At 45.7% G+C, this 21,297-nt stretch carries 22 protein-coding genes; 10 read left to right on the top strand and 12 right to left on the bottom strand.

Annotation, left to right across the window (positions count from 1 at the left end; all coding sequences use genetic code 11):
• The first annotated feature begins 9 nt into the window (after nt 1–9).
• Entirely contained in the window at nt 10–981 is a 972-nt protein-coding gene (locus C8D85_RS05605; protein ID WP_211342126.1) for a serine/threonine protein kinase, read from the top strand.
• Here C8D85_RS05605 and C8D85_RS18065 read toward each other — a convergent pair.
• Together C8D85_RS18065 and C8D85_RS05615 are read right to left on the bottom strand one after the other, a co-directional pair.
• A complete protein-coding gene (locus tag C8D85_RS18065; RefSeq protein WP_162847544.1) occupies nt 978–1,340 on the bottom strand; it encodes a VOC family protein in 363 nt (120 codons plus the stop codon). The genes C8D85_RS05605 and C8D85_RS18065 overlap by 4 nt on opposite strands.
• 49 nt (nt 1,341–1,389) lie before the next feature.
• Complete coding sequence (locus C8D85_RS05615) at nt 1,390–1,668, bottom strand: GIY-YIG nuclease family protein (protein ID WP_244936915.1); 279 nt, start codon at nt 1,666–1,668, stop codon at nt 1,390–1,392.
• 203 nt (nt 1,669–1,871) lie between these two features.
• Here C8D85_RS05615 and C8D85_RS05620 point away from each other — a divergent pair, with 203 nt between their 5' ends.
• The 8 genes from C8D85_RS05620 (at nt 1,872) to C8D85_RS05655 (ending at nt 11,450) form a co-directional block, all read left to right on the top strand.
• Entirely contained in the window at nt 1,872–3,251 is a 1,380-nt protein-coding gene (locus C8D85_RS05620; RefSeq protein ID WP_133560430.1) for a TolC family protein, read from the top strand.
• Nucleotides 3,248–4,420 carry an efflux RND transporter periplasmic adaptor subunit gene (locus C8D85_RS05625; protein WP_133560432.1) on the top strand — a complete coding sequence of 391 codons (1,173 nt, stop codon included), beginning with the start codon at nt 3,248–3,250 and terminating at the stop codon, nt 4,418–4,420. The genes C8D85_RS05620 and C8D85_RS05625 overlap by 4 nt, the downstream gene beginning before the upstream one ends.
• A complete protein-coding gene (locus C8D85_RS05630; RefSeq protein ID WP_133560434.1) occupies nt 4,417–7,575 on the top strand; it encodes an efflux RND transporter permease subunit in 3,159 nt (1,052 codons plus the stop codon). The genes C8D85_RS05625 and C8D85_RS05630 overlap by 4 nt, the downstream gene beginning before the upstream one ends.
• Nucleotides 7,576–7,759: 184 nt before the next feature.
• Nucleotides 7,760–8,020, top strand: coding sequence for a DUF4212 domain-containing protein (locus C8D85_RS05635; RefSeq protein WP_133560436.1), 261 nt, complete (start codon nt 7,760–7,762; stop codon nt 8,018–8,020).
• Between the two features lie 5 nt (nt 8,021–8,025).
• Complete coding sequence (locus C8D85_RS05640; RefSeq protein ID WP_133560438.1) at nt 8,026–9,792, top strand: sodium:solute symporter family protein; 1,767 nt, start codon at nt 8,026–8,028, stop codon at nt 9,790–9,792.
• A 94-nt stretch (nt 9,793–9,886) separates the two neighbouring features.
• Entirely contained in the window at nt 9,887–10,414 is a 528-nt protein-coding gene (locus C8D85_RS05645) for a hypothetical protein (protein WP_133560440.1), read from the top strand.
• Nucleotides 10,415–10,501: 87 nt separating this feature from the next.
• Nucleotides 10,502–11,152: a 5,6-dimethylbenzimidazole synthase gene (gene bluB / locus C8D85_RS05650; protein ID WP_133560442.1), complete on the top strand. Its 651-nt coding sequence runs from the start codon at nt 10,502–10,504 to the stop codon at nt 11,150–11,152.
• 97 nt (nt 11,153–11,249) lie between these two features.
• Complete coding sequence (locus tag C8D85_RS05655; protein WP_133560444.1) at nt 11,250–11,450, top strand: hypothetical protein; 201 nt, start codon at nt 11,250–11,252, stop codon at nt 11,448–11,450.
• Between the two features lie 154 nt (nt 11,451–11,604).
• Here C8D85_RS05655 and C8D85_RS05660 read toward each other — a convergent pair whose 3' ends face one another.
• Both C8D85_RS05660 and C8D85_RS05665 read right to left on the bottom strand, forming a co-directional pair.
• A complete protein-coding gene (locus C8D85_RS05660) occupies nt 11,605–12,087 on the bottom strand; it encodes an FKBP-type peptidyl-prolyl cis-trans isomerase (protein WP_133560446.1) in 483 nt (160 codons plus the stop codon).
• Between the two features lie 173 nt (nt 12,088–12,260).
• Nucleotides 12,261–12,608, bottom strand: a complete 348-nt coding sequence (locus tag C8D85_RS05665) for a DOPA 4,5-dioxygenase family protein (protein ID WP_228189635.1) — start codon at nt 12,606–12,608, stop codon at nt 12,261–12,263.
• Between the two features lie 187 nt (nt 12,609–12,795).
• Between C8D85_RS05665 and C8D85_RS05670 the strand changes: the two genes are divergently transcribed.
• Nucleotides 12,796–16,269, top strand: coding sequence for a PAS domain-containing hybrid sensor histidine kinase/response regulator (locus C8D85_RS05670; protein WP_133560450.1), 3,474 nt, complete (start codon nt 12,796–12,798; stop codon nt 16,267–16,269).
• Here C8D85_RS05670 and C8D85_RS05675 read toward each other — a convergent pair.
• From C8D85_RS05675 to C8D85_RS05710, 8 genes are all read right to left on the bottom strand, one after another.
• Nucleotides 16,253–16,891 (bottom strand): TetR/AcrR family transcriptional regulator, encoded by a 639-nt coding sequence (locus tag C8D85_RS05675; protein WP_133560452.1) that lies wholly within the window; start codon nt 16,889–16,891, stop codon nt 16,253–16,255. The genes C8D85_RS05670 and C8D85_RS05675 overlap by 17 nt on opposite strands.
• Nucleotides 16,892–16,912: 21 nt before the next feature.
• Nucleotides 16,913–17,413, bottom strand: a complete 501-nt coding sequence (locus C8D85_RS05680) for a HugZ family pyridoxamine 5'-phosphate oxidase (RefSeq protein WP_133560454.1) — start codon at nt 17,411–17,413, stop codon at nt 16,913–16,915.
• Between the two features lie 25 nt (nt 17,414–17,438).
• A complete protein-coding gene (locus tag C8D85_RS05685; RefSeq protein WP_133560456.1) occupies nt 17,439–17,810 on the bottom strand; it encodes a DUF2750 domain-containing protein in 372 nt (123 codons plus the stop codon).
• A gap of 21 nt (nt 17,811–17,831) precedes the next feature.
• Nucleotides 17,832–18,545 (bottom strand): pseudouridine synthase, encoded by a 714-nt coding sequence (locus tag C8D85_RS05690; protein ID WP_133560458.1) that lies wholly within the window; start codon nt 18,543–18,545, stop codon nt 17,832–17,834.
• 152 nt (nt 18,546–18,697) lie between these two features.
• Nucleotides 18,698–19,315, bottom strand: coding sequence for a YitT family protein (locus C8D85_RS05695; RefSeq protein ID WP_133560460.1), 618 nt, complete (start codon nt 19,313–19,315; stop codon nt 18,698–18,700).
• A gap of 205 nt (nt 19,316–19,520) precedes the next feature.
• Nucleotides 19,521–19,976, bottom strand: a complete 456-nt coding sequence (locus tag C8D85_RS05700) for a tetratricopeptide repeat protein (RefSeq protein WP_133560462.1) — start codon at nt 19,974–19,976, stop codon at nt 19,521–19,523.
• Nucleotides 19,977–20,056: 80 nt separating this feature from the next.
• Nucleotides 20,057–20,668, bottom strand: coding sequence for a cob(I)yrinic acid a,c-diamide adenosyltransferase (gene cobO, locus C8D85_RS05705; RefSeq protein ID WP_211342127.1), 612 nt, complete (start codon nt 20,666–20,668; stop codon nt 20,057–20,059).
• A 2-nt stretch (nt 20,669–20,670) separates the two neighbouring features.
• Entirely contained in the window at nt 20,671–21,291 is a 621-nt protein-coding gene (locus tag C8D85_RS05710) for a trimeric intracellular cation channel family protein (protein ID WP_133560464.1), read from the bottom strand.
• Nucleotides 21,292–21,297 lie beyond the last annotated feature (6 nt).

Below are 21,297 nucleotides of genomic sequence, written 5' to 3' on the forward strand. Positions count from 1 at the left end.
AACACCACATTGAATCACTCAGATCATCCGTATAGCGACTTATTACCTGACATTGTTATGGATGCGGTGGAAGCACAAGGCTTCTACTGCGACCATCGCTTATACCCTCTTAACAGCTATGAAAACCGCGTTTACCAAGTAGGTGTTGAAGACCGTACGCCATTAATTGCAAAGTTTTATCGACCCGGTCGTTGGCAACAAGATCAAATCCAAGCTGAGCACGATGCATTATTGCAGCTAAAAGAAGCTGGAGTCTCCGTGGCGGCGCCCATTGTCGTCAATGATCAGACACTCTTTCACCACAATGGCTTTGATTACTCCCTCACCAACAAATTGATCGGGGATGTGCCTGAAGCGGGCAACCTTGATCATCTCTACCAAATAGGTGAATTAATCGGGGCCATACACAAGGCATCAACAAGCTGGTCATTGCCAGAAAGACCTTATGCATCAAACCTGTCACGCATTGAGCGAGCAAGCCAGCAACTCCTGAAAGACTCTTGTTTCCCAACATCATTGCAAACAGAGTATGTGAAAACAATTGAGCAATTGCTGCTTGCGTCAAAGCAAACCGTAGAAAGGTCCAATCAAAACAATGTTCGCTTCATTCATGGGGATTGCCATCGTAGCAACCTGATTTTAAGCGAAGGTTTGATGACAGCCCTGGATTTTGATGACTGTCGTATGGGATATGCAGTTCAAGATATTTGGATGCACCTTAGCGACGCCAATGAACGCCAAGCACAACTCAGTGAACTCATTGAAGGTTACGAGAGCTTTTGCGCATTTGATACACGGGAACTGGATCTAATCGATGTTCTCATTGCCGAAAGAACGATTGTATACACCGCTTGGATAGCAGAACGCTGGAGCGACCCAGCATTCCCGAAACTGTTTCCACACTTTACTGGCAAAGCCTACTGGGAACAGCATCTCGCAGACTTAAATAGGATCTTAGATGACTGGGGAAACTGGCGCTAATCATCTTGTTTAAGGCTTTTTACCGCAATCAAATTACGATCAAGGTCATGCATTAAAAACATCACAAACGTACCTTGATCTTTTGGTGGCTCCAGCAGCTCAACTTGTAACGACTGGAAATGCTCGGACAGAGTTTCTGGGGGTAGTATCGTTAACAGCACAATGTGCGATGCTCCCTCTAAGGCATGGTGTCTAAGTTCTTCACCAATGCTTTGCAGCCATATTGTTTGCTCTTCGAAACGCACACCTTTGCAGCTGCCCTCTGTGATCGGCTCCATGTTAAATACAGTCTTGTAAAATGCCTGTGATCGAACCACATCCGAGACAGTTAACACCATGCCATCAAATCGTTTAATCATTGCCAATCCCTTTACTTTCGCTTAATCAGGATTTCCTCTATCACCTAACTTAAGATTGAGTTAGGACTAAATCTGGAAACGCCTCAAATAACGTAATCTGCCCCGATACAATGCGATCTTTCATCGCGCGAGGCAAGCGCTTTATTCTGTATTCCACCTTGAGCGCTAGCTCTTTACTCAAGCCTGCATGATGCCATACTAAGGTTAAAGGGTGTTTACCTCGTAAGTAGCGGGCACACTTCTTCCCACCACTAGCATGCTCAGCGAAACGCCTCGCTACATCTGTGCTGACACCGGTATATAAGGTTTCACTTTGCGTTTCGATCATGTAAACCGCCCATGATGCCATCGTGGTAGATACCCTCAAATGATCTATTTCACACACCTAACTTGCAACAAAAAGCAAATATAATAGTAGGTTAAGAACACGCCCCATGAGACTATGTAAATCTATGCAAAGAGCATAGTTATTGTGTGTGTTTCCTTTAAAATTTCCAGTAATTTTAACGACTTATTTATGGATGATCTACGATGATTCCTTCGAGAGTCCTCTCCATCACTGTCTGTTCAGCGCTTGCAATCATGATCGCGGGGTGCAGCTCAACGGCGGATAATCAAGCAAGTTATTACCAGACCGCTGAGACATCACTGCAACAAGAAAACCAACGCATATTCGGTGAATCAACGGCGCAACAATCCGGTGCCATAGACTTAGCTGATTTAATCCCTGATGAGAATTTAAAAACGCTTATTAACAATGCCTTAGCAGGCAACCCTAGCCTTCAGCAAACGTTACTTTCTCTGAAGGCCAGTGAGTTAGGATTGGTAAGCACTCATGCTGATCGCTTACCCAGTGCTAGCGCCAGTCTATCAACCAGCCGTTCTGAGGGCAGCGATACAGAGTTTTCCTTAAGCAGCAGTGTTAGCTGGCAGTTGGATATTTGGTCACAATTGGCGGATGCTGAACAGGCTGCAACTAAGAGTTATCAAAGCGATGTAGCGCTCTTTCGGGCCGCACAAGCCTCTTTGGTCGCCAGTGTTATGAAAAGCTGGTTAGAGCTAGTGTCTAGCTATCGAGCCATCGTCATTGAAGAAAAAAGATTGGCTCTACTGGAAACAAATGAAGCATTAATCATTCAACGTTTTCGTAACGGTTTAGGCACACTCGAAAGTCTAGACGAAGCACAAACTTCTACATCTAAGTCACGTTCTGATTTAGCAGAATATAAGGAAACCCTTGCCAGCAATAAACGAGCATTGCAATTACTGCTCGGCGAACAACAAAGCTCTATTAAAAATTACCCCACGGAGTACCCGGATGTTTGGCTCGATTTAAGCGCTCTACCCCAGCAAGACCTGGCGTTACGCCCTGACTTACAAGCCGCCTATCTCGCCATCGAAGCAGCCGATTACAACGCCAGCGTTGCCTATAAAGAAATGTTGCCGTCGCTCAACCTAAGTGCTTCACTCAGCGACAGTAGTACGTCTTTACGGGATGCATTGTTCGTTTCTCCAGTTTGGTCATTATTAGGGCAGCTTAGCGCCCCTTTATTTCAAGCAGGAACACTAAAAGCCAATCATGAGATCGCCAAATTAGAGGTCGTACAGTCTTACCAAAGTTACCGTGAAACACTACTTAACGCCGTCAATGAAGTCCAAAACGCCATTGGTCAAGAGAAGGTTCTCAACACCCAACAGCAACACATCCAAAAAGCATTGACCAGTGCCCGCAGTAACCGTCAGCAATATGAGCAAAAGTATCGCTCTGGGCTCGTCGAACTCAGTGATTTGATCTCAGCTCAGCAAGCCGTCTTCGACCTCGAAGCAGAACTGGATACCTTACAGTATCAACAACTCAGCAATCGTGTTGATTTGGGCCTCGCCCTAGGATTAGGAAGCAGCAACACATGAAACGATTTTTACCTTGGATAACCTTTGGCCTAGCACTACTGTGCCTCTTGGCTGCCTATCTTTATGTCAGTTCCGCCATGAGCGCCAAAAATGAAACGTTTAGTCGTCAGCGCCCTACCGCTCAAGAAACAGCGCTCGACGTCACCGTGGTTACAGTTCAAGCTTCTGACCATGCAGCAGCGATTCGCGCTGTGGGTGTTGCAGAGCCCAAGCAGAACCTCACCTTATCCTCACAGGTGAGTGGCGAAGTCGTTTCACTAGATCGTGAATTTGAAGTGGGCAATCGAGTTCGTAAGGGACAAGTACTTGTTTCACTTGCAAACACAAACCTTGTATCAGAGCTGGCCAGTGCAGAAAATACTTTGGCTGCTGCACAGCTGACTCTGAAAGAGGAGCAACGTCAAGCAGAGCAGTCCAATGCCGAATGGCAAGCCGCGGGTCTAACCGGAGAGCCAGCCTCAGATTTGGTGTTGCGTGAGCCTCAGTTGGCTGCCGCTGAAGCTGAAGTCGCTGCAGCAAGAGCCGCTTTGGCTGAAGCCAAAGACAATGTCCAGAAACTGACGATTCGTGCTCCTTTCGATGCCATCGTGGTCAGTAAAGATATTTCATTAGGATCTTACCTTAGCAGCAACACCCAAGTGGCAACCCTCTATAGTACGGACAAAGTGAAGATTGAGCTTGAGCTCAGTAGCAGTGACTGGCAGAAGCTGCCATCATCAGACAGCATGATAAAGAGCCAATGGCCAGCAAACATTACTGGCGTTAACGAACCTCAGAAAAAGTGGCAAGGTTATGTGGATCAAGCCGGTATGCATATCGACAGTGAATCAGGGCTACGTAGCCTATTCGTTGCGGTGGACCAACCATTGCAGCAATCTCCCCCTCTTCTTCCAGGGAGCTACGTAACCGTTACCTTAGCCGGTGACTTACTGGCAGACTTATGGCAATTACCAAACTCAGCACTCAGCCAAAAAAGCCAAATCTGGTATCTAACAGATGAGCAAAGGCTAGCCAATTTTGATGCGACACCGGTATTTGTTGATCGTGATTATGTGTACATCAAGGCCCCAGAAAGCCTTCGACAAGCACCGCAGCGGGTTTTGACGCACCCTTACAATAGCTATTTGACCGGTACACTCGCTAACCCACAAGAGAGTGTTAGCCAATGAACCCAGAGCAAGCACGCGGCATCATTCCTTGGTTCGCTAACAACCCGGTTGCAGCCAACCTTTTACTCGTACTGATCATCGCATTGGGTGTCATTAATATGAATGACATTAATCGCGAGGCCTTTCCGAGCCAGGAGCCTGATGAAGTCACCGTCTCCATTAGTTACGACAGCGGTTCTGCTCAAGCCACCGAAGAAGGGGTCGCCATTCCTATGGAACAGGCCCTTGAAGATGTTTTAGGGATTGATACGCTCACTATCTCTTCGACTTCAAGCAAGGCTTCCGCTGAAATTGAAATGCAAGCAGGTTATGACATTGATGAGTTGCTACAAGATGTCAAAGACAGCCTCGATCAAGTAACGTCCTTTCCAGATGAAGCGGACCCTCCAGTGGTGGCAAAAGAGACTCGTCAAGAGCATGCCATCATGATTCAGCTGTTTGGCGATACCGACCGCCGCTCACTGCAAGCGCTTAGCAAAGACTTAGAGTCTGATCTACTTGAGAAGAGCAATATCAATTCGGTTTCCATTTCGGGCTGGCTGGATCCGACAATCATGATCGAAGTGGATAAAGACAAGCTAGAAGCCTATGGATTAACACTAGATGACATCACCAGCGCCATTAATAGTGAGTCGAGCCCGTCTCAAGTCGCTACGTTAAGAAACGAAGATATTTACCTGCATGTTAGAGCCTCTGAGCAAGCCTATGTGAAACAGGATTTTGCCCAAATACCGATACGCACTACCAGTACTGGTGCTGTCTTAACGCTTGGCGACCTAGCAAACATCATTGACGGTTTTGACGATGATGACTTTACCTTATCTCGCTTCAATGGTCGTAGCAGTTTGGCGGTACAGGTCATTACAACAGGCCAAGATGACATCAGCAAATCGGCCGAAGCCGCCAAAGAGGTTGTAAAAGAATGGCAAGAAAGCGGCCGTCTACCACAAGGAGTTGAAATCGAAACCTGGTATGACCGTAGCGAGTCCATCAACGATCGACTGTCGCTGATGGTGAAAAATGCCATCACGGGTATTGTGCTCGTATTCATTATGCTAGCGATTTTCCTAAACCTGACGGTGGCTTTCTGGGTCGCCATGGGACTGCCATTTATATTCTTTGGCACCATGTTTGTGATGGGGCTGGACAGTGTCGGGCTGACTCTAAACATGTTCACCACCTTTGGCTTTATCATGGCGTTAGGCATCGTCGTCGATGATGCCGTTGTGATCGGTGAAAGCGTTTACAGTGTTCGCTCAAAAGAAGGCGATACTCTTGCGAACACCATAAAAGGTACATTGCGAGTGGCCATCCCTACCCTATTTGGTGTATTCACGACGGTGGCAGCCTTTTGGGCCTTATCCAATATTGATGGTCGATTAGGCCATCAATATGCCCAATTTGCTGCGGTTGTAACCATTTGCCTAGTGTTATCAGTGATTGAATCCAAGCTGATCCTGCCGGCGCATTTAGCCCACCTCAACACCCAGCGAAAAGCTCGAAAAAATTGGTTAGCACGAGGCTGGGGCGCTATTCAGCACTCGGCTGATTTTGCTTTGCAGTGGTTCAATAACCGTATCTACGCAGGCACCATTAGATACGCCATTCAGCATCGTTATGCCGTGATTGTTGCCTTTATCGTGCTGTTTTTATTAGTGGTCTCAATGCCATTAACGGGAGCGATCCGTATCAGTTTCTTCCCTAATATTCCAGGCGATACCATTCGTGCAAGCTTGAGTATGCACAGCGATGTAAGCTATGGACAAACCCACAAAGCGCTTACGCTACTTGAAGAGACAGCTCGGGCGACCGATAAAAAGCTGTTAAATGGTAGCGATGCTCAAGGGATAGAACATCTTCAAGTGACCGCAAGCGGTGATCAATCAGGCAGTCTACGTATTGAATTAGCATCCTCAGCGCCATACAGCGCCAATGATTTTGCTCAAACTTGGCAACGCCTTGCTGGAACGCCAGAAGGTGTGAGCAGTCTTCGCATTCGAAGCGCAAGAGAGTCTATTGACGCCCTAAGAGTTGAGCTACGAGGCTCTGATAACACTGTTCTTGATGGTGCTATGGATACTTTTATCAGCAAGTTAGGGGCTGTCTCTGCTGTACGAGGCATTGAGTTGAGCAACTCTTCGACAGAGTCTCGACTGGTTTTGAAACTGAATGATCAGGGCCGCGCCCTAGGACTTTCGACCAATGAACTTGCTTCACAAATCAAAGGTAACTTTGACGGCGAAGTGGTACAAAAGTATCAACGCGACAATGCGGAAATTGAGGTCAGAATTGGCTATCCGGACAGTCAACAAGAAAGCCCTGCTAACATTCTAAATACGCTGATTACATTAACCGATGGCACCAGGGTTCCGCTGTCATCAGTGGCCTTGCTCACTCAAGAAGATGCTCAAACACGCATCACTCGAATTGATGGCAAACGCTCGGTCTACTTATCAGCAGAAGTGGATAAAGATCAGATGTCTTCCACTGAAGTCGTTGAGTATCTGAAGAGCGCTATTGAACCCGAAATGAATAAACGCTTCCCTTCGGTGGATTTATATTACTCAGGCGAAGCGGAAGAACGAGAAGAAACCGAATCGTCGATGATCAAGATGTTTGCCATCGCCATGCTGGTGATATATGGCTTATTAGCGATTCCATTAAAGTCATACAGCCAACCAGTCATCATCATGATGGCCATCCCATTTGGTATTGTCGGAGCACTCTTAGGCCACTGGTTTAACGGCATCGCCTTAGGTATTTTCTCTCTGAACGGCATCATCGCTCTATCTGGGGTTGTAGTGAATGACAGTCTCTTGCTGACCTCCCGCTTTAACGAGTTAAGACAGGAAACCAAGCATTTACACAAAGCCATCAGTGAAGCATGTCAAAGCCGCTTACGAGCCGTCTTATTGACGTCTATTACCACGTTTGCAGGGCTTATCCCTATTCTTTGGGAAACCTCACGACAAGCACAAGTCATGGTACCTGCAGCGGTCTCATTAGCTTACGGTATTCTGTTTGCCACGCTGATCACCCTAATATTGATTCCCGTTCTGCTGATGGTACAAGAGGACATTAAGTACCTTGTTAAGCGCGTGAAGGCGTATGTAAACGACGACAATACTGAGCTAGTAAGCAAAACGCTCGATTAGTTTTTTACGTATTTCATTTGACCTCAACGAAACAGCGCCGCCTCGAAAGGGAGCGGCGCTTTTTTAGGTCTCTAACAAGCCTAATTTGATGTTTTTTTGCACTCTTCGACTAAAGTCTCAATTCTTCTTTATAAGCGCACTGCTACATTCAATGTGCAAATAAAAATAACAAAGGAGATCGACAATGTCTGATCACACGGAAAACCAAGAAAACTATTGGAAGGCGAATGTTAGATTGATTTTCGGCTGCTTAATCGTATGGGCCTTAGTGTCTTACGGTTTCGGCATTCTACTTCGTCCAATGCTTGCAGGAATCGAAGTCGGGGGGACTGATTTAGGCTTCTGGTTTGCTCAACAAGGCTCAATCATCAGCTTTATTGGCCTAGTGTTTTTCTACGCATGGCGTATGAATGCACTGGATAAAGAATTTGGACTTGAGGAGTAATCACCATGAGTCAATTCACGATTAACTTGTTGTTTGTAGGGGCATCCTTTGCCCTCTACTTTGGTATCGCGATTTGGGCCCGTGCGGGTTCGACAAAAGAGTTCTATGTTGCAGGTGGTGGCGTACACCCTGTAATGAACGGTATGGCAACGGCCGCCGATTGGATGTCCGCGGCTTCTTTCATTTCGATGGCGGGCTTGATCGCTGCTGGCGGTTACGCTAACTCAACCTTCCTTATGGGTTGGACTGGTGGTTACGTACTTCTAGCGATGTTGCTTGCACCTTACCTACGTAAGTTCGGTAAATTTACCGTGCCAGACTTCATTGGTGATCGTTTCTACTCACGCACAGCTCGATTGGTAGCGGTAGCGTGTTTGATCATTGCCTCTGTAACCTACGTAATCGGTCAGATGACAGGCGCTGGTGTTGCCTTCTCTCGCTTCCTTGAAGTAGACAAAGACACTGGTCTAATCATCGCGGCGGTTGTGGTATTCTTCTACGCTGTATTGGGCGGTATGAAAGGTATCACATACACTCAGGTGGCTCAGTACTGTGTATTGATCGTGGCATACACGATTCCTGCTGTGTTTATCTCTCTTCAACTGACTGACACTTTCATTCCTGCGATTGGTTTGTTCTCTGAACACACTCAATCTGGTATGCCTTTGCTTCAAAAACTGGATGAAGTCGTACGTGAACTTGGTTTCCGTGATTACACCGCTGACGTAGACAACAAACTAAACATGGTACTGTTTACGTTGTCTCTAATGATCGGTACTGCGGGTCTACCACACGTAATCATCCGTTTCTTCACTGTACCTAAAGTAGCTGACGCACGTTGGTCTGCTGGTTGGGCACTAGTGTTCATCGCCCTGCTTTACCTAACGGCTCCAGCAGTAGCGTCTATGGCTCGCTTGAACCTAATGACCACTATCTACCCTGAAGGTCCAACAGAAAACTCTATCGCATACGATGAACGTCCTGATTGGATTCAAACTTGGGAGCAAACAGGTCTAATCAAATACGAAGACAAAAACGGTGACGGCCGTATCCAGTTCTACAACGACACGCCTGCGTTTGCTGAAGAAGCAACAGCACGTGGTTGGGCGGGTAACGAGCTGACTGTTAACCGTGACATCCTAGTATTGGCAAACCCAGAGATCGCTAACCTACCTGGTTGGGTAATCGGTCTGATCGCAGCAGGTGGTCTAGCCGCAGCACTTTCCACTGCAGCTGGTCTACTATTGGCGATTTCATCTGCGGTAAGTCATGACTTGATCAAAGGTTCGATTAACCCAGACATTACTGAGAAGGGTGAGCTGTTAGCGGCTCGTGTATCCATGTTCTTCGCGATCATTATCGCCACTTACTTGGGTATGAACCCACCTGGCTTCGCGGCTCAGGTAGTTGCATTAGCTTTCGGTATCGCTGCAGCATCTATCTTCCCAGCGCTAATGATGGGTATTTTCTCTAAACGCGTGAACAGTAAAGGGGCTGTACTAGGTATGCTAGCAGGTCTATGTAGCACTCTAGTTTACATCTTCACTTACCTAGGTTGGTTCTTCATTCCTGGTACAAACACACTAGCGAACACACCTGACAACTGGTTGTTCGGTGTATCACCTCTATCATTTGGTGCGATCGGTGCTGTGATTAACTTCGCAGTAGCCTTCATCGTGTCAAACATGACAGAAGAAGTGCCACAGGATGTACAAGACCTTGTTGAAAGCGTACGTTACCCTAAAGGTGCGGGCGGCGCGGTCGACCATTAATCGTTAGTTTGACTAACACGGCTAGCTCCACTGGAGCTAGCCACTTGATTTGCACCACTGATTTCAAACAACAGAATAATAAAAAGGTGACTTTATGCTTTGGGAATTAATCGCGACAATCTGTGCAGGCCTTGCAGGTGCGGGTATCGCCCTATTCATCCGCAAGCTGTCGTTAAAGAAAGCACCTAAATGGCTGGTCCCTACTTTTGCAGGCATCGGCATGCTAAGTTTTCAAATTCAAAGCGAATACACTTGGTACGAGCACCAAGCAAGCCTATTACCAGAAGGCGTAGTGGTAGTAAAAACCGTTGAAGAAGAAGCCCCATGGCGTCCATGGAGCATGGTTTACCCACAAACCACTCGCTTTATTGCGGCAGACATCAACAATGCCGCACAAAATGATCTAAATCACGATGTGTATTTAGTAGATCTCTATTTCTTTGAACGTCGCCTCTCGGCTAAGCGCGTTACTCAAGTTATCCATTGTGGCGCAGGTGCACGTACAAATTTCACCAATAAATTAGAAGTACCAACTGGAAACCAGGTAAATAATAGTGAATGGGTATCTCTTCCAAACAACGACCCATTACTGACCGCTGTTTGTGATGGACGTGCTTCTTGAAAGGCGCTCAGCAATAAGCGCTAATCACTCATTTGCACCTTTAACACTTTTTCCCGACAATACAGGGCTCTTACATTGGAGCCTTGTATGCATTTCGACGCAACCCATCGTGATCATCTTTACAACATCATTTTCAACCGCCGCGATGTGCGCCGAGACTTCCTACCCACTCCGATTGATGATGACGTCATTCAGCGACTTTTGACCGCCGCCCACCATGCCCCAAGCGTTGGTTTTATGCAGCCATGGGATTTCATCATCATTAAAAACCCTGAAACTCGCGCCAAAATTAAAGACGGTTTTCTTGCCGCTAACGAAGCCTCTGCCAAGTTATTTGACGGCGAGCGTCAGACGCTTTATCGCTCACTTAAACTAGAAGGCATTGAAGAAGCTCCATTAGGTATTTGCATCACTTGTGACCGATCACGCACGGGAAACGTTGTCTTAGGTCGCACCATCAAACCGGAGATGGATCTATTCAGCGCGGTTTGCGCGGTACAAAACCTGTGGCTAGCAGCAAGGGCTGAAAACCTTGGTATGGGATGGGTAAGCATTTTAGAAGATCAAGTGCTATATGACACGCTGGGGATACCTGAAAGCTTAGACATCATTGGCTACTTCTGTATCGGCTATGTAGAAGCTTTTCAAACAACGCCTGACCTTGAGCGTTATGGATGGCAAGACCGACGCCCCCTAAATGAAGCTATTCACTATGAGAAGTGGAACACCGATAGTTGAATTTTTCTAATCTATCAGGAGAGTTTTTATCGTTTGAGACAATGCAAGCGTTCTTCTATCATACTTTAGTGTAAGAACTCACTTTTAGGAGAACGATATGAAAACTAAATCTCTTGTAGAAATGCTTGAAGCAGTAGACACAACTTACTTAACTGAACACGAGAAAGCAGCGGCAATTGCTCGTGCTGAAGCGTCTGAATACACTGTCGCACTAATTTCCTCAGCATTTGCTTGGGTTAAAAAAACATTGGTAAGCAAACGTATTTCTTTCAATTCAGCTAAGCACTCTCACGCTTAATCACGCTGTTTTAGGTTATAGGGCGCAAAAATTAATATAAAAATGCGCTTTCCTAAGCCTCCCTCCACACCCTGTCTTTTCTCTTCTTATATTTAAAAACACTAAGCACAAAAAAGGCCACCTTTCGGCAGCCCTTTCTCAATCAATTTCTTGATTAGTGGTGGTGACCACCTTCACCGTGAACATGTCCATGCTCAACTTCTTCTTCAGTTGCTGCACGAACTTCAACGATTTCAACTTCAAAGCTAAGTGGCTTTCCTGCTAATGGATGGTTACCATCTAAGACAACACCGTCTTCTTCAACACCTACAACAACTACTGGCTGTTGGCCGTTAGGCGTTTGCGCCATGAATTGCATACCAACTTCGATGCTATCAACGCCTTGGAAGTTTTCACGTGGTACTTTTTGAATCAATTCTTGATGAATTGGACCGTAACCTTCTTCAGGTGTGACTTCTACTTTCAATGCATCGCCCGCAGCTTTACCCTGAATCGCGTTATCTAAACCTTCGATGATGTTTTGAGCACCACTTAAGAAAACTAAAGGCTCTTGACCTGCTGAAGAGTCAAGAACTTGGCCTCCTTCGTCGGTTAGTGTGTAGTGCATGCTCACCACTGTGTTCGGTGCGATTTGCATTGTAATCTCCTAATTATATATTGGCTGGGAACGAGTGCCGAAGAACTGCAATAACTTATTGCCAAACACTGCCACATCACGAACCCTAATGTGTATTCAAGAATAATGGTAACGAAGCCATCTTTGCTTTACTACCGTATCAGGCATTTTCTTCAAAAATACAGCGGATTTTATTAGATTTTAGGCAAGAACTGACGAATATCTAATGTATGGCTTTTTCCTAACCAGCACGCCCCCTGCGTGTGATCCCAAAGTTCATCTCCGCTCAATGGATGTAGGAGAACATCTAAGCCGCCACGATTTTGAATCAGCCAAGGCATGATGTCTCCCAAAATAGCGGATGAAAATGAAATTTGCACACTCCACATAGGATGAGGACCAACTTTCTTTTCGTGGAAACGCCCCACACGCACATGAAACCTTTCAGCGGCTTCATGGGCAACCTGCTGCGCTTCTGATAAGCCATCATGATCTGAATAGTACAAATGTGCGTGGTAGGCTTTAAACTCTTGCGATGGCATAAGCGATCTCATATTGAATGGTTTCGATCAATCATAGCATTTCTAATCACTGTAATAGAGTGATCGACCTTTAACTGTCTGTTTCATATAGTGAAACAAAGCACTCAAGACTATGGTCTAAAGGCATTCAGCATAAGCTGTGCTACATTAAGCACATCTCGTAGCTAGTAATGGAACATGTCACGCGATGACAGCATTTTGGGTAATTCTCGCAATACTCTACATCTTAGGGCTTTTCTGGATTGCAAATTGGGGCGATAAGGACAGTCCAATTGCTAAACGGCTCACCCGACACCCTCTTGTCTATAGTTTGTCCCTGGCCATTTATTGTACCGCTTGGACTTTTTACGGAGCCATTGGTGAAGCCACTCGGTCAGGTTGGAGCTATTTGCCCATTTTGCTAGGACCTGTTCTGCTGTATCTATTTGGATTTGGCATTCTACGAAAGATGATCTTTGTAAGCCGCAGACAAAACATCACCTCGGTCGCAGACTTTATCTCTTCGCGCTATGGCAAAAGACCGCTCACTGCCCCAGTTGTCATCCTGATCTGCATGCTCGCAGTAATCCCTTATATTGCACTTCAACTTAAAGCCATAGGCTCAAATTTTGCGTTATTTGTAAACCAAGATGAAAGCTCAGCTAGCCTAGTGGTCTTTGTGGCAACCGTATTGATCGGGGTCTTTGCGATGTTGTTTGGTACACGCAAGGTCGAAGTAACTGAATACCGCTCAGGTATGATGCTAGCGATTGGCAGTGAGTCACTATTTAAATTAGTAGCCATCATTGCCGTGGGACTGGTTGCGATTTTTGCGGTTCCTCATGACTCTTTTGAAGGCTTTATCGAAGGCGCTGATTTGAGCGAATGGCGCAGCGATACCTTTTTCTCATTTCCATTTATTATGCAAACATTGATGGCCGCCGCCGCGGTCATTTGTTTACCTCGCCAATTCCATGTCACGGTGGTCGATCATCAGAATGACAAGCAGTCACGCACAGCACGATGGGTATTCCCTTTATACTTGCTCATTTTTGCTGCGCTTATTCCCCCTATTGCCATTGTTGGACAGAGCCTCTTTAGCAGTGACGTAAATGGTGATACCTATGTCATTCAATTGGCTCTAGAATCGCAAAACCTCCCGTTACAAATCCTCATGTTTCTTGGTGGTATGTCTGCGACAACTGCCATGGTCATTGTCGCGACCTTTGCGCTCAGTATCATGATCAGTAACGATGTGATTCTGCCGCTGATGTTGGCTCGGAGCAAAACCCAAAATAGAGCCTTACCTATTTATAATCGTCGGATTTTGCTGGTGCGACGAATCGCCATGATAGGTATTTTGTCTTTATCCTTTGTCTATTACCAAGAAATGGCAAACAGTGAATCCCTTGCTAGCACAGGCTTACTTGCCTTCTCATTAGTATTCCAGCTAGTTCCAGCTGTCATTGGCGGTTTATATTGGAAACGCGGTCATGCCTACGGTGTCTACGCGGGTCTGACGCTTGGCTTTATCTGCTGGTTCTTATGGATGCTGCTACCCTTCACTGCTGGCGGTGAAATGTCATTAGGCACCTATTCGTCACGCAGTGAGCTCATTAGTTATGGTGCCTTAATCAGCCTAATTGCCAATATTATTGGTTATGTTTTTGGCTCTCTGTTGGCAAGCGAACGTCTAGTCGACCGTATCCAAGCCACAGCCTTTGTCACACCCACTTCGGAAGTTGAAAGCCGCTTTTTTAAGCCAAAAAGTAAAGCTATTAATGGCGACTTATTCGTACTCTTGGAAACTTTTTTAGGGGAACAAAAATGCGCTGAAGTGATTCATCATTTCGAACAAAATTACAACGAGGACTTGCCTTCAAACCAGCGCCCGTCTCGACTATTTATTGAATATTGCGAACGCGTACTTGGGGGAGTGCTAGGTGGTTCTTCTGCTCGAACGATCATCAACTCATTATTGGTTGATAAGCAAATCAAAGTAGAAGAGATGGTGACCTACTTAGATGAAGCCACTCAAGCTATTCAGTTCAACCAAAACTTATTGTTCATCTCGCTAGATAATCTAGACCATGGCATCAGTGTCGTCGACAAAGAGCTACGAATGGTGGCTTGGAACAAAACCTATATGTCCCTCTACCCGTATCCAGAAGGCATGTTAAAAATAGGTCTACCAGTCGAAGAGTTAATCCGTTTCAATGCCGTCAATGGCGAATGTGGTGTGGGTGACGTTGAAGAGCTAGTAAATAAGCGACTAGAGCATCTACGTAAAGGTACAGGACATCGTTTCCTCCGCAGAAGAGCCAATGGCCGAGTTATTGAAATGGTGGGCAACCCCCTCCCCAATGGCGGCTTTGTTACCAGTTTTACCGATGTCACAGAGCACATTGAAAGTCAGCAAGCCCTAAAAGATGCCAACATAGATCTGGAAAAACGTGTAGTTGCCAGAACACAAGAAGTACAGGGCATTAACCAAGAATTGAGACAAGAAATTGACCGACGCGCTCAGGCAGAACAAGAGTTAATGAGCGCTAAGGCCGAAGCTGAGCATGCGAATGCCTCCAAAACAGAGTTTCTCGCTCTGGCAAGCCACGATATTTTGCAGCCGTTGAACGCTGCAAAACTTTACCTTGGCGCACTTCAAGACAGCGCAATCCCAGATGATTCCATAACCACCTTGAGCAAGTTAAGCGACTCGCTTGAGTCCACCGAAACCTTGATCTCAACGTTATTAGAAATTGCAAGACTGGATCAAGGTGCGATCAAACCGACTCTTGTTGACACTGACATCCAGCCGATTATTGATCCAATTATCACAGAATTTGCCGTAATAGCAGAAAGTAAAAACCTGCGCCTGTCGACTCACATACGACCTTGCCGAGTACACAGTGATCCAATTTACCTAAGACGCATCATTCAGAACTTTGTCTCGAATGCAGTCAAATATACTGAGACGGGACGGGTCTTAATTTCTGTTAGACCAAGCCATCAACATGTCTCTATTCAAGTATGGGATACAGGGGTTGGCATCCCCAAAAGCGAACAGAAAAAAGTATTTGATGATTTTTATCGCTGGGAAAACAACCGTGAGCCAGGAATGGGCTTGGGTTTGGGATTAGTAAGACGTATGCAGAAATTGCTTGGTGTTACCACCCAAGTACGCTCAGTTCCCCATAGAGGCAGCTGCTTTACGATATTGGTCCCCAATGCGAAGCAACCAGCACTACCTCAGCAAGCCCCTGAAGTAGTCCCTATTACTAAGATCAACAAAGCACTAGCAATGTGCCATATATGGTGCGTCGACGATGATCCTAATAATCTGGAAGCCATGAGCACCTTATTGGACAAATGGCATTGTACTTACCGTACTTTTAATCGTTACGAAGATGCTCTCAATGCTACAGAAGAATCACTCCCTGAGTTATTACTCATGGACTACCAACTTAATGACCAGCATGATGGAATAGATCTAATCACACGCCTGAGGGCGCGCTTTAATCAGAATATCCCTGCCGTATTGATTACAGCGGTGCGTACAGATGAATTGGCAGAACTGTGCAAACAGCAGCACATATCCTATATGCCAAAACCAGCAAAGCCCGCAAAATTACGGGCTTTGGTTCAACACATTATCACACAACGGGATGTTATAAAGGATGAGTAGAAACAGGTGGAGTTAACCCACAACCACGAAGGATGATCTCGCTTAAGGTATCACCAACGCGAACTAAATCTGCTTCGTCAAGCTGTTCTTTTCCTGTTAAAGCAAGAATCTGCGCTTCAAAATCCGCGTAATGCTGGGTCGTCGACCAGATCATAAAGATAAGGGCAACTGGATCGACTTTGCGCATCTTGCCAGTCTCAATCCATTGCTCAATCACCCCCACACGAGAGCGCAACCATGGACGTAAGTCCTCTTTTAAGTAATCACCAATGTAGTGAGCACCTTGAATCACTTCTTGAGCAAAGATGCGCGACGATCGACCACTTTCAAAACTTTGACGTAATTTGATTCGAATAAAGCGATCAAGCACAATGGCTGGGTCATCCATGGCCGTGGCCTTATCAAATAGATCATTCCAACTGTCAGCAATGTTGTTCAAAACTTGCTTGTAAAGATTCGCTTTGGAATGAAAATAGTAAACGATATTTGGCTTTGGCAAACCCGCTCGTTCAGCTATATGCTGGAGGCTCGCACCACCAAAGCCTTTCAATCCAAATTCAATTTCAGCCGCTTCTAAAATACGCGAGAAGACCTCTTCTCGGTTGGCTTGACGCTTACTCATGAGTCGTTTTATTCCTTCGATTTATCCACGTAAATGATCTAATTGATCTGATACTAATGTGTTGGGAGCTAACTCGTATGCTCGACCAAAACCTTTGACGAAACGCCCTTTTACTGGACTTAGCTGAAACATCAGAAAATCCCCCAGCGACAGCAACTGAGACGCGACTTCACCGTGTCGTTTGACTAACAAGCCACCCACAGACGACCAAATAGCAGACTCTCTCTGAATCATGCTAACTGATACTTCGTATTGTAACCGTTTTCGAGCATAGACAGTATCGCTGCTCGCTTCGTCTTCAATGATCAATACTGAGGCATTTAGAGCCTGCTCTAACGCTTCAGTATGCTGCGCTAAACGACTGACTAATATGTAAAACTCGTTGTCTAGCACGACATAGGGAGCATATGACGCAATAGGAGCACCCTGAGCATCCACAACAGCGAGCATTAAGCTGCCCTGCTGATCAAGGAAGGCTTGAATTTCAATCGCCAGCTCACTGGCCAAACGTTGGTTTTTCACGGTGCCTCCTTGTCGTCTTTAAAACTTAGTCAAGCAATGCCTTCAATTGCTCAGCACTTGTCAGCTTACCTTCATCATCTATGTTTGGAAAAACAGCTAAGGTAATATTGTCCTTCTCAAGACTTGGAAGCCACATGCTTTGGAAAGTCTCCAGAGAGACCTCAACAGGCTCACAGTCATCCCATTCATCTATCGCCCACTGAGCAGCGAAGTCTGCATCAGGCCACACCATAACGCAGTCGCCATCATCGGTTTCAACCATCACGAAACCTTCTTCGTTGCTTAGACTCCAAACTGTTTTATGTTCTTTGACTGTTTTTACAAAGTACTCTAATCGAACATCATCAGGGGATGCGAGTAACTGGATGCGTTGATCTAAGCTTAGCTCTTCACTCATTCTGGATCTCTCTTTAAAACGTTAAAATAGCGCCACTTCGGCATCGGTTAGCTCTCGGTACTGACCTTCTTCTAAGTCACCCAAAGCCACCTCAGCGATGGATTCTCGATGTAGACGAACAACTTTATTACCTAAGGCCGCCAACATACGCTTAACTTGGTGATATTTTCCTTCAGAAATACTTAACAATATTTCGTGAGAAGTCACTCGTACAACTTTAGCAGGCTTAGTTGGTTGCTCTTCGCTCTTAAGTTGGACGCCCAGCTCAAGTTGCTTAATCGCTTCATCAGTGATGTCGTCCGCACACCAGACTCGATATTGCTTAAAACAGTCACTCTTAGGCGATGTAATACGATGCAACCATTGTCCATCTGTCGTTAAAAGCAGCAACCCTGTTGTGTCCATGTCCAGACGCCCAACAACACGTAAATCTTTCTGCTCGTGCGTTGCAATCAAATCCAACACAACCGGGTGTTGGCCGTCTTCCGTAGCACATACATAGCCAGCAGGTTTATTCAGTACGAAATACTTATCTCTAGGCCAAGCTAATAAATCATCGCGATGCTTAACTAGATCTTGGTGCGTGACTGTATGATTGGCTTTTTTAGTGACCGTATCATTGACGCTGATCTGTCCTTTGGTGATTAGGACTTTGGCATCTTTTCGTGACAAACCTAATGTATGGGAAACAAAGAAATCGAGTCTAACGGAAGTATCGGAAAAGGGTTTTGACATAGAGGCTGGAAGTGTCTCGTCGCATGAAATTGAGGATTAAATACAGCGAGCCCTGTTTAACTTTGTTGTATGAGCACAAAACAAAACGGGTCAAGCATGATGTCTATATCATACCTGACCCGCTAGATTTAAGAAACGCAGTTAGCGTCTAATTAAAATGAGACGCTGTATCGACCAGGCTTATGATTCATGACCAGCATAAAGTTAAGCACCACAGCGCCCAAGATTGAAATCGCAATCAATGAGAAGTCCACGATAAACACTGACATGAACACCACCATACAATCCACTGTCATCATAAACTTACCAATTGGCACGCCACGAGTTTGGAATAAGTAACGCGCCAGAATATTCAGGCCACCCAAGCTTGCGTTATGGCGGAACAGCATCACGAAGCCTACGCCAATTAAAAACCCGCCAGCGATGGTGGCATAGAATGGGTTAATGTTCTCAAGCTGTAAGAACATCGGCGTGATATCCGTGAATAAAGACACTAAAAACACTGAAGCAAAGGTTTTGAGGGTGAATTCCAAGCCAATACGACGAATCGACAACCAGTAAAATGGCAGATTGATGACAAAGAAAATTTGTCCGAAGCTAAAAGACGTTATGTAATTAAGCAAGAAAGCAATACCTGCCGTACCGCCAGTCAACAAGCCAACTTGCGTATAAAAGTTAATGCCCAAGGCGATCATCATAGTACCCGCGATGATGGCTTGGGCATCTTCTAGAAGAGAATGCCGTTTGATATCAGACACCGCTACAGACATAAAAACTAACCCTTGTTGAATCCTAAAGAGCCTGTATTTTAGTCTCTGTCTAAGCGGTACTCTATGGCTGAGCAAACCCTAAAAATGCACAGCAAGTCTTACGTGTATACTTTTTTGTACACCACAAGACATCGTGCCAACCTATCGCCTCAAGAGATTAATCACGAGCACTAACAGCAATACACTTAAAGCGACCATTAAAATGTTAGTAACCATAGCTACTTTGCCACGACGAGCTGTCGTCATTACGTTGTTTTAACCAACGAAGGCGATTAGTGCGTTTCGCGACGGCCAGTTTGCTGCCGTAAGTTTGCGTGAAAAGCTCCCACTCAAATCGTAAATGGGAAGCCGTCAGCTCAATGAGCTCACGATGCTCTGTCGGTAGCTCAGGCTTAACAATGATACTCTGCAGAAATTGCACACCACGCTCAAAGTAATCATTAGCCTGAAGCCACTCCTTCATAGAAACAGACACTTCTGCGAGATTCATATAGCTCACAATCACCGCCGAAACGGCTGTTTCTGCATCGACCTCAAAGTCATCTTTAAAAGTTGCTTCCGCACATGCCAAGGCTTTTCGCCCCAACTCTTGAGCGTCTACATAGGCCTCGCGAGTATGTGCTTCATTTGCTTGTCGAGTTAAATGCTGCCAGTAAATCATAGGACCTCCTCTTCTAATGATAAGAATGATTATCATCTAGAAAACAGGAAAAGTCCAATTAAATAAGAAAGATTCTCATTTTACCATTCGATGCCAGCTTGCGCCTTCACTCCCCCTTCGAAGGCATGACGCTCATTAGCGATTTTACTATGCGTATCAACACTATCTAATAAGGCTCTCGGTGCCGTTCTGCCGGTCAGCATCACATTTTGGTGAGCAGGCCTATTCGCTAACGCTTCGACCAGATCGTCCGCATCAAGATAACCGTACTTATACATATAAGTAATTTCATCCAGCAGGACAAAGTTCACACGCTCATCCGCAAGCGCTTGTTTTGCCACTTCCCAAGCTTGATTGGCGGCTTTTTGCTCTAACTCAGGGTCGCGCGTTTCCCAAGTAAAACCATGCCCCATCACATGAAAAGACACTTGGGGATGTTGACCAAAAAATAATTGCTCCCCTGTTTCTTTACGACCTTTGATAAATTGAACAACGGTCGCATTTTGGCCATGCCCCAATGCTCGGGCCATCGTACCAAACGCGCTCGAGCTTTTGCCTTTACCGTTGCCAGTTAACAAGATCGAAACACCACGCTCTTCGGTTGCCGCAGCAATTTTCTTATCCACCACCTCTTTCTTTTTCAAACGCTTGGCCATGTCGATTTGCGCTTGCTGTTCTGGGGTTCTCTCCATCGTTATGAATCTCTTTTTTTGAATAGTAACCAGCTTGGGTAATACAAGCCTTTATGAATTGCCAGTATTCTCAGTATAAAGATCAAAAAGCTGGCGTAAATCGAGTTATATTCATGCCAAGGCATATTCTGCTCTAGTAGCACGACTAACAAAGCTCCGAGAAATGCTGGTGTGGCATAAAACTCTTTGCCTAACACCAATGGCGCACGATCACTCAACAAGTCTCGGATGATCCCACCTGCAACTCCAGTAATCACCCCCATGGTAATGGCAATCATCGGAGAAAAACCTTGAGCCAGTACGCGCTCCGTAGCGACGACAGTAAATAAAGCCAACCCAAATGAGTCGGCGTAGTGAAATACCTGCTGGCGGTTTTCGATCACCCTCACGCCAAAGAAAGCGAATACTGAGGACAAAAATGCAACCCATAAATAAGACGTATCTTGCACCCAATACACGGCATCCAGCCTCAGCACAACATCACGAATGGTACCACCGCCCAACGAAGCCACCATACCCAGCAACACAATGCTAAAAATATCCATGTTGCGTCGACCAGCAGAAATAACTCCCGAAATTGCGAAAGCGGCAATACCAATCATGCCCAAAATGTACAACAGCATAGATAC

Source organism: Marinomonas communis (assembly GCF_004363305.1).
GTDB classification, from domain to species: Bacteria; Pseudomonadota; Gammaproteobacteria; order Pseudomonadales; family Marinomonadaceae; genus Marinomonas; species Marinomonas communis.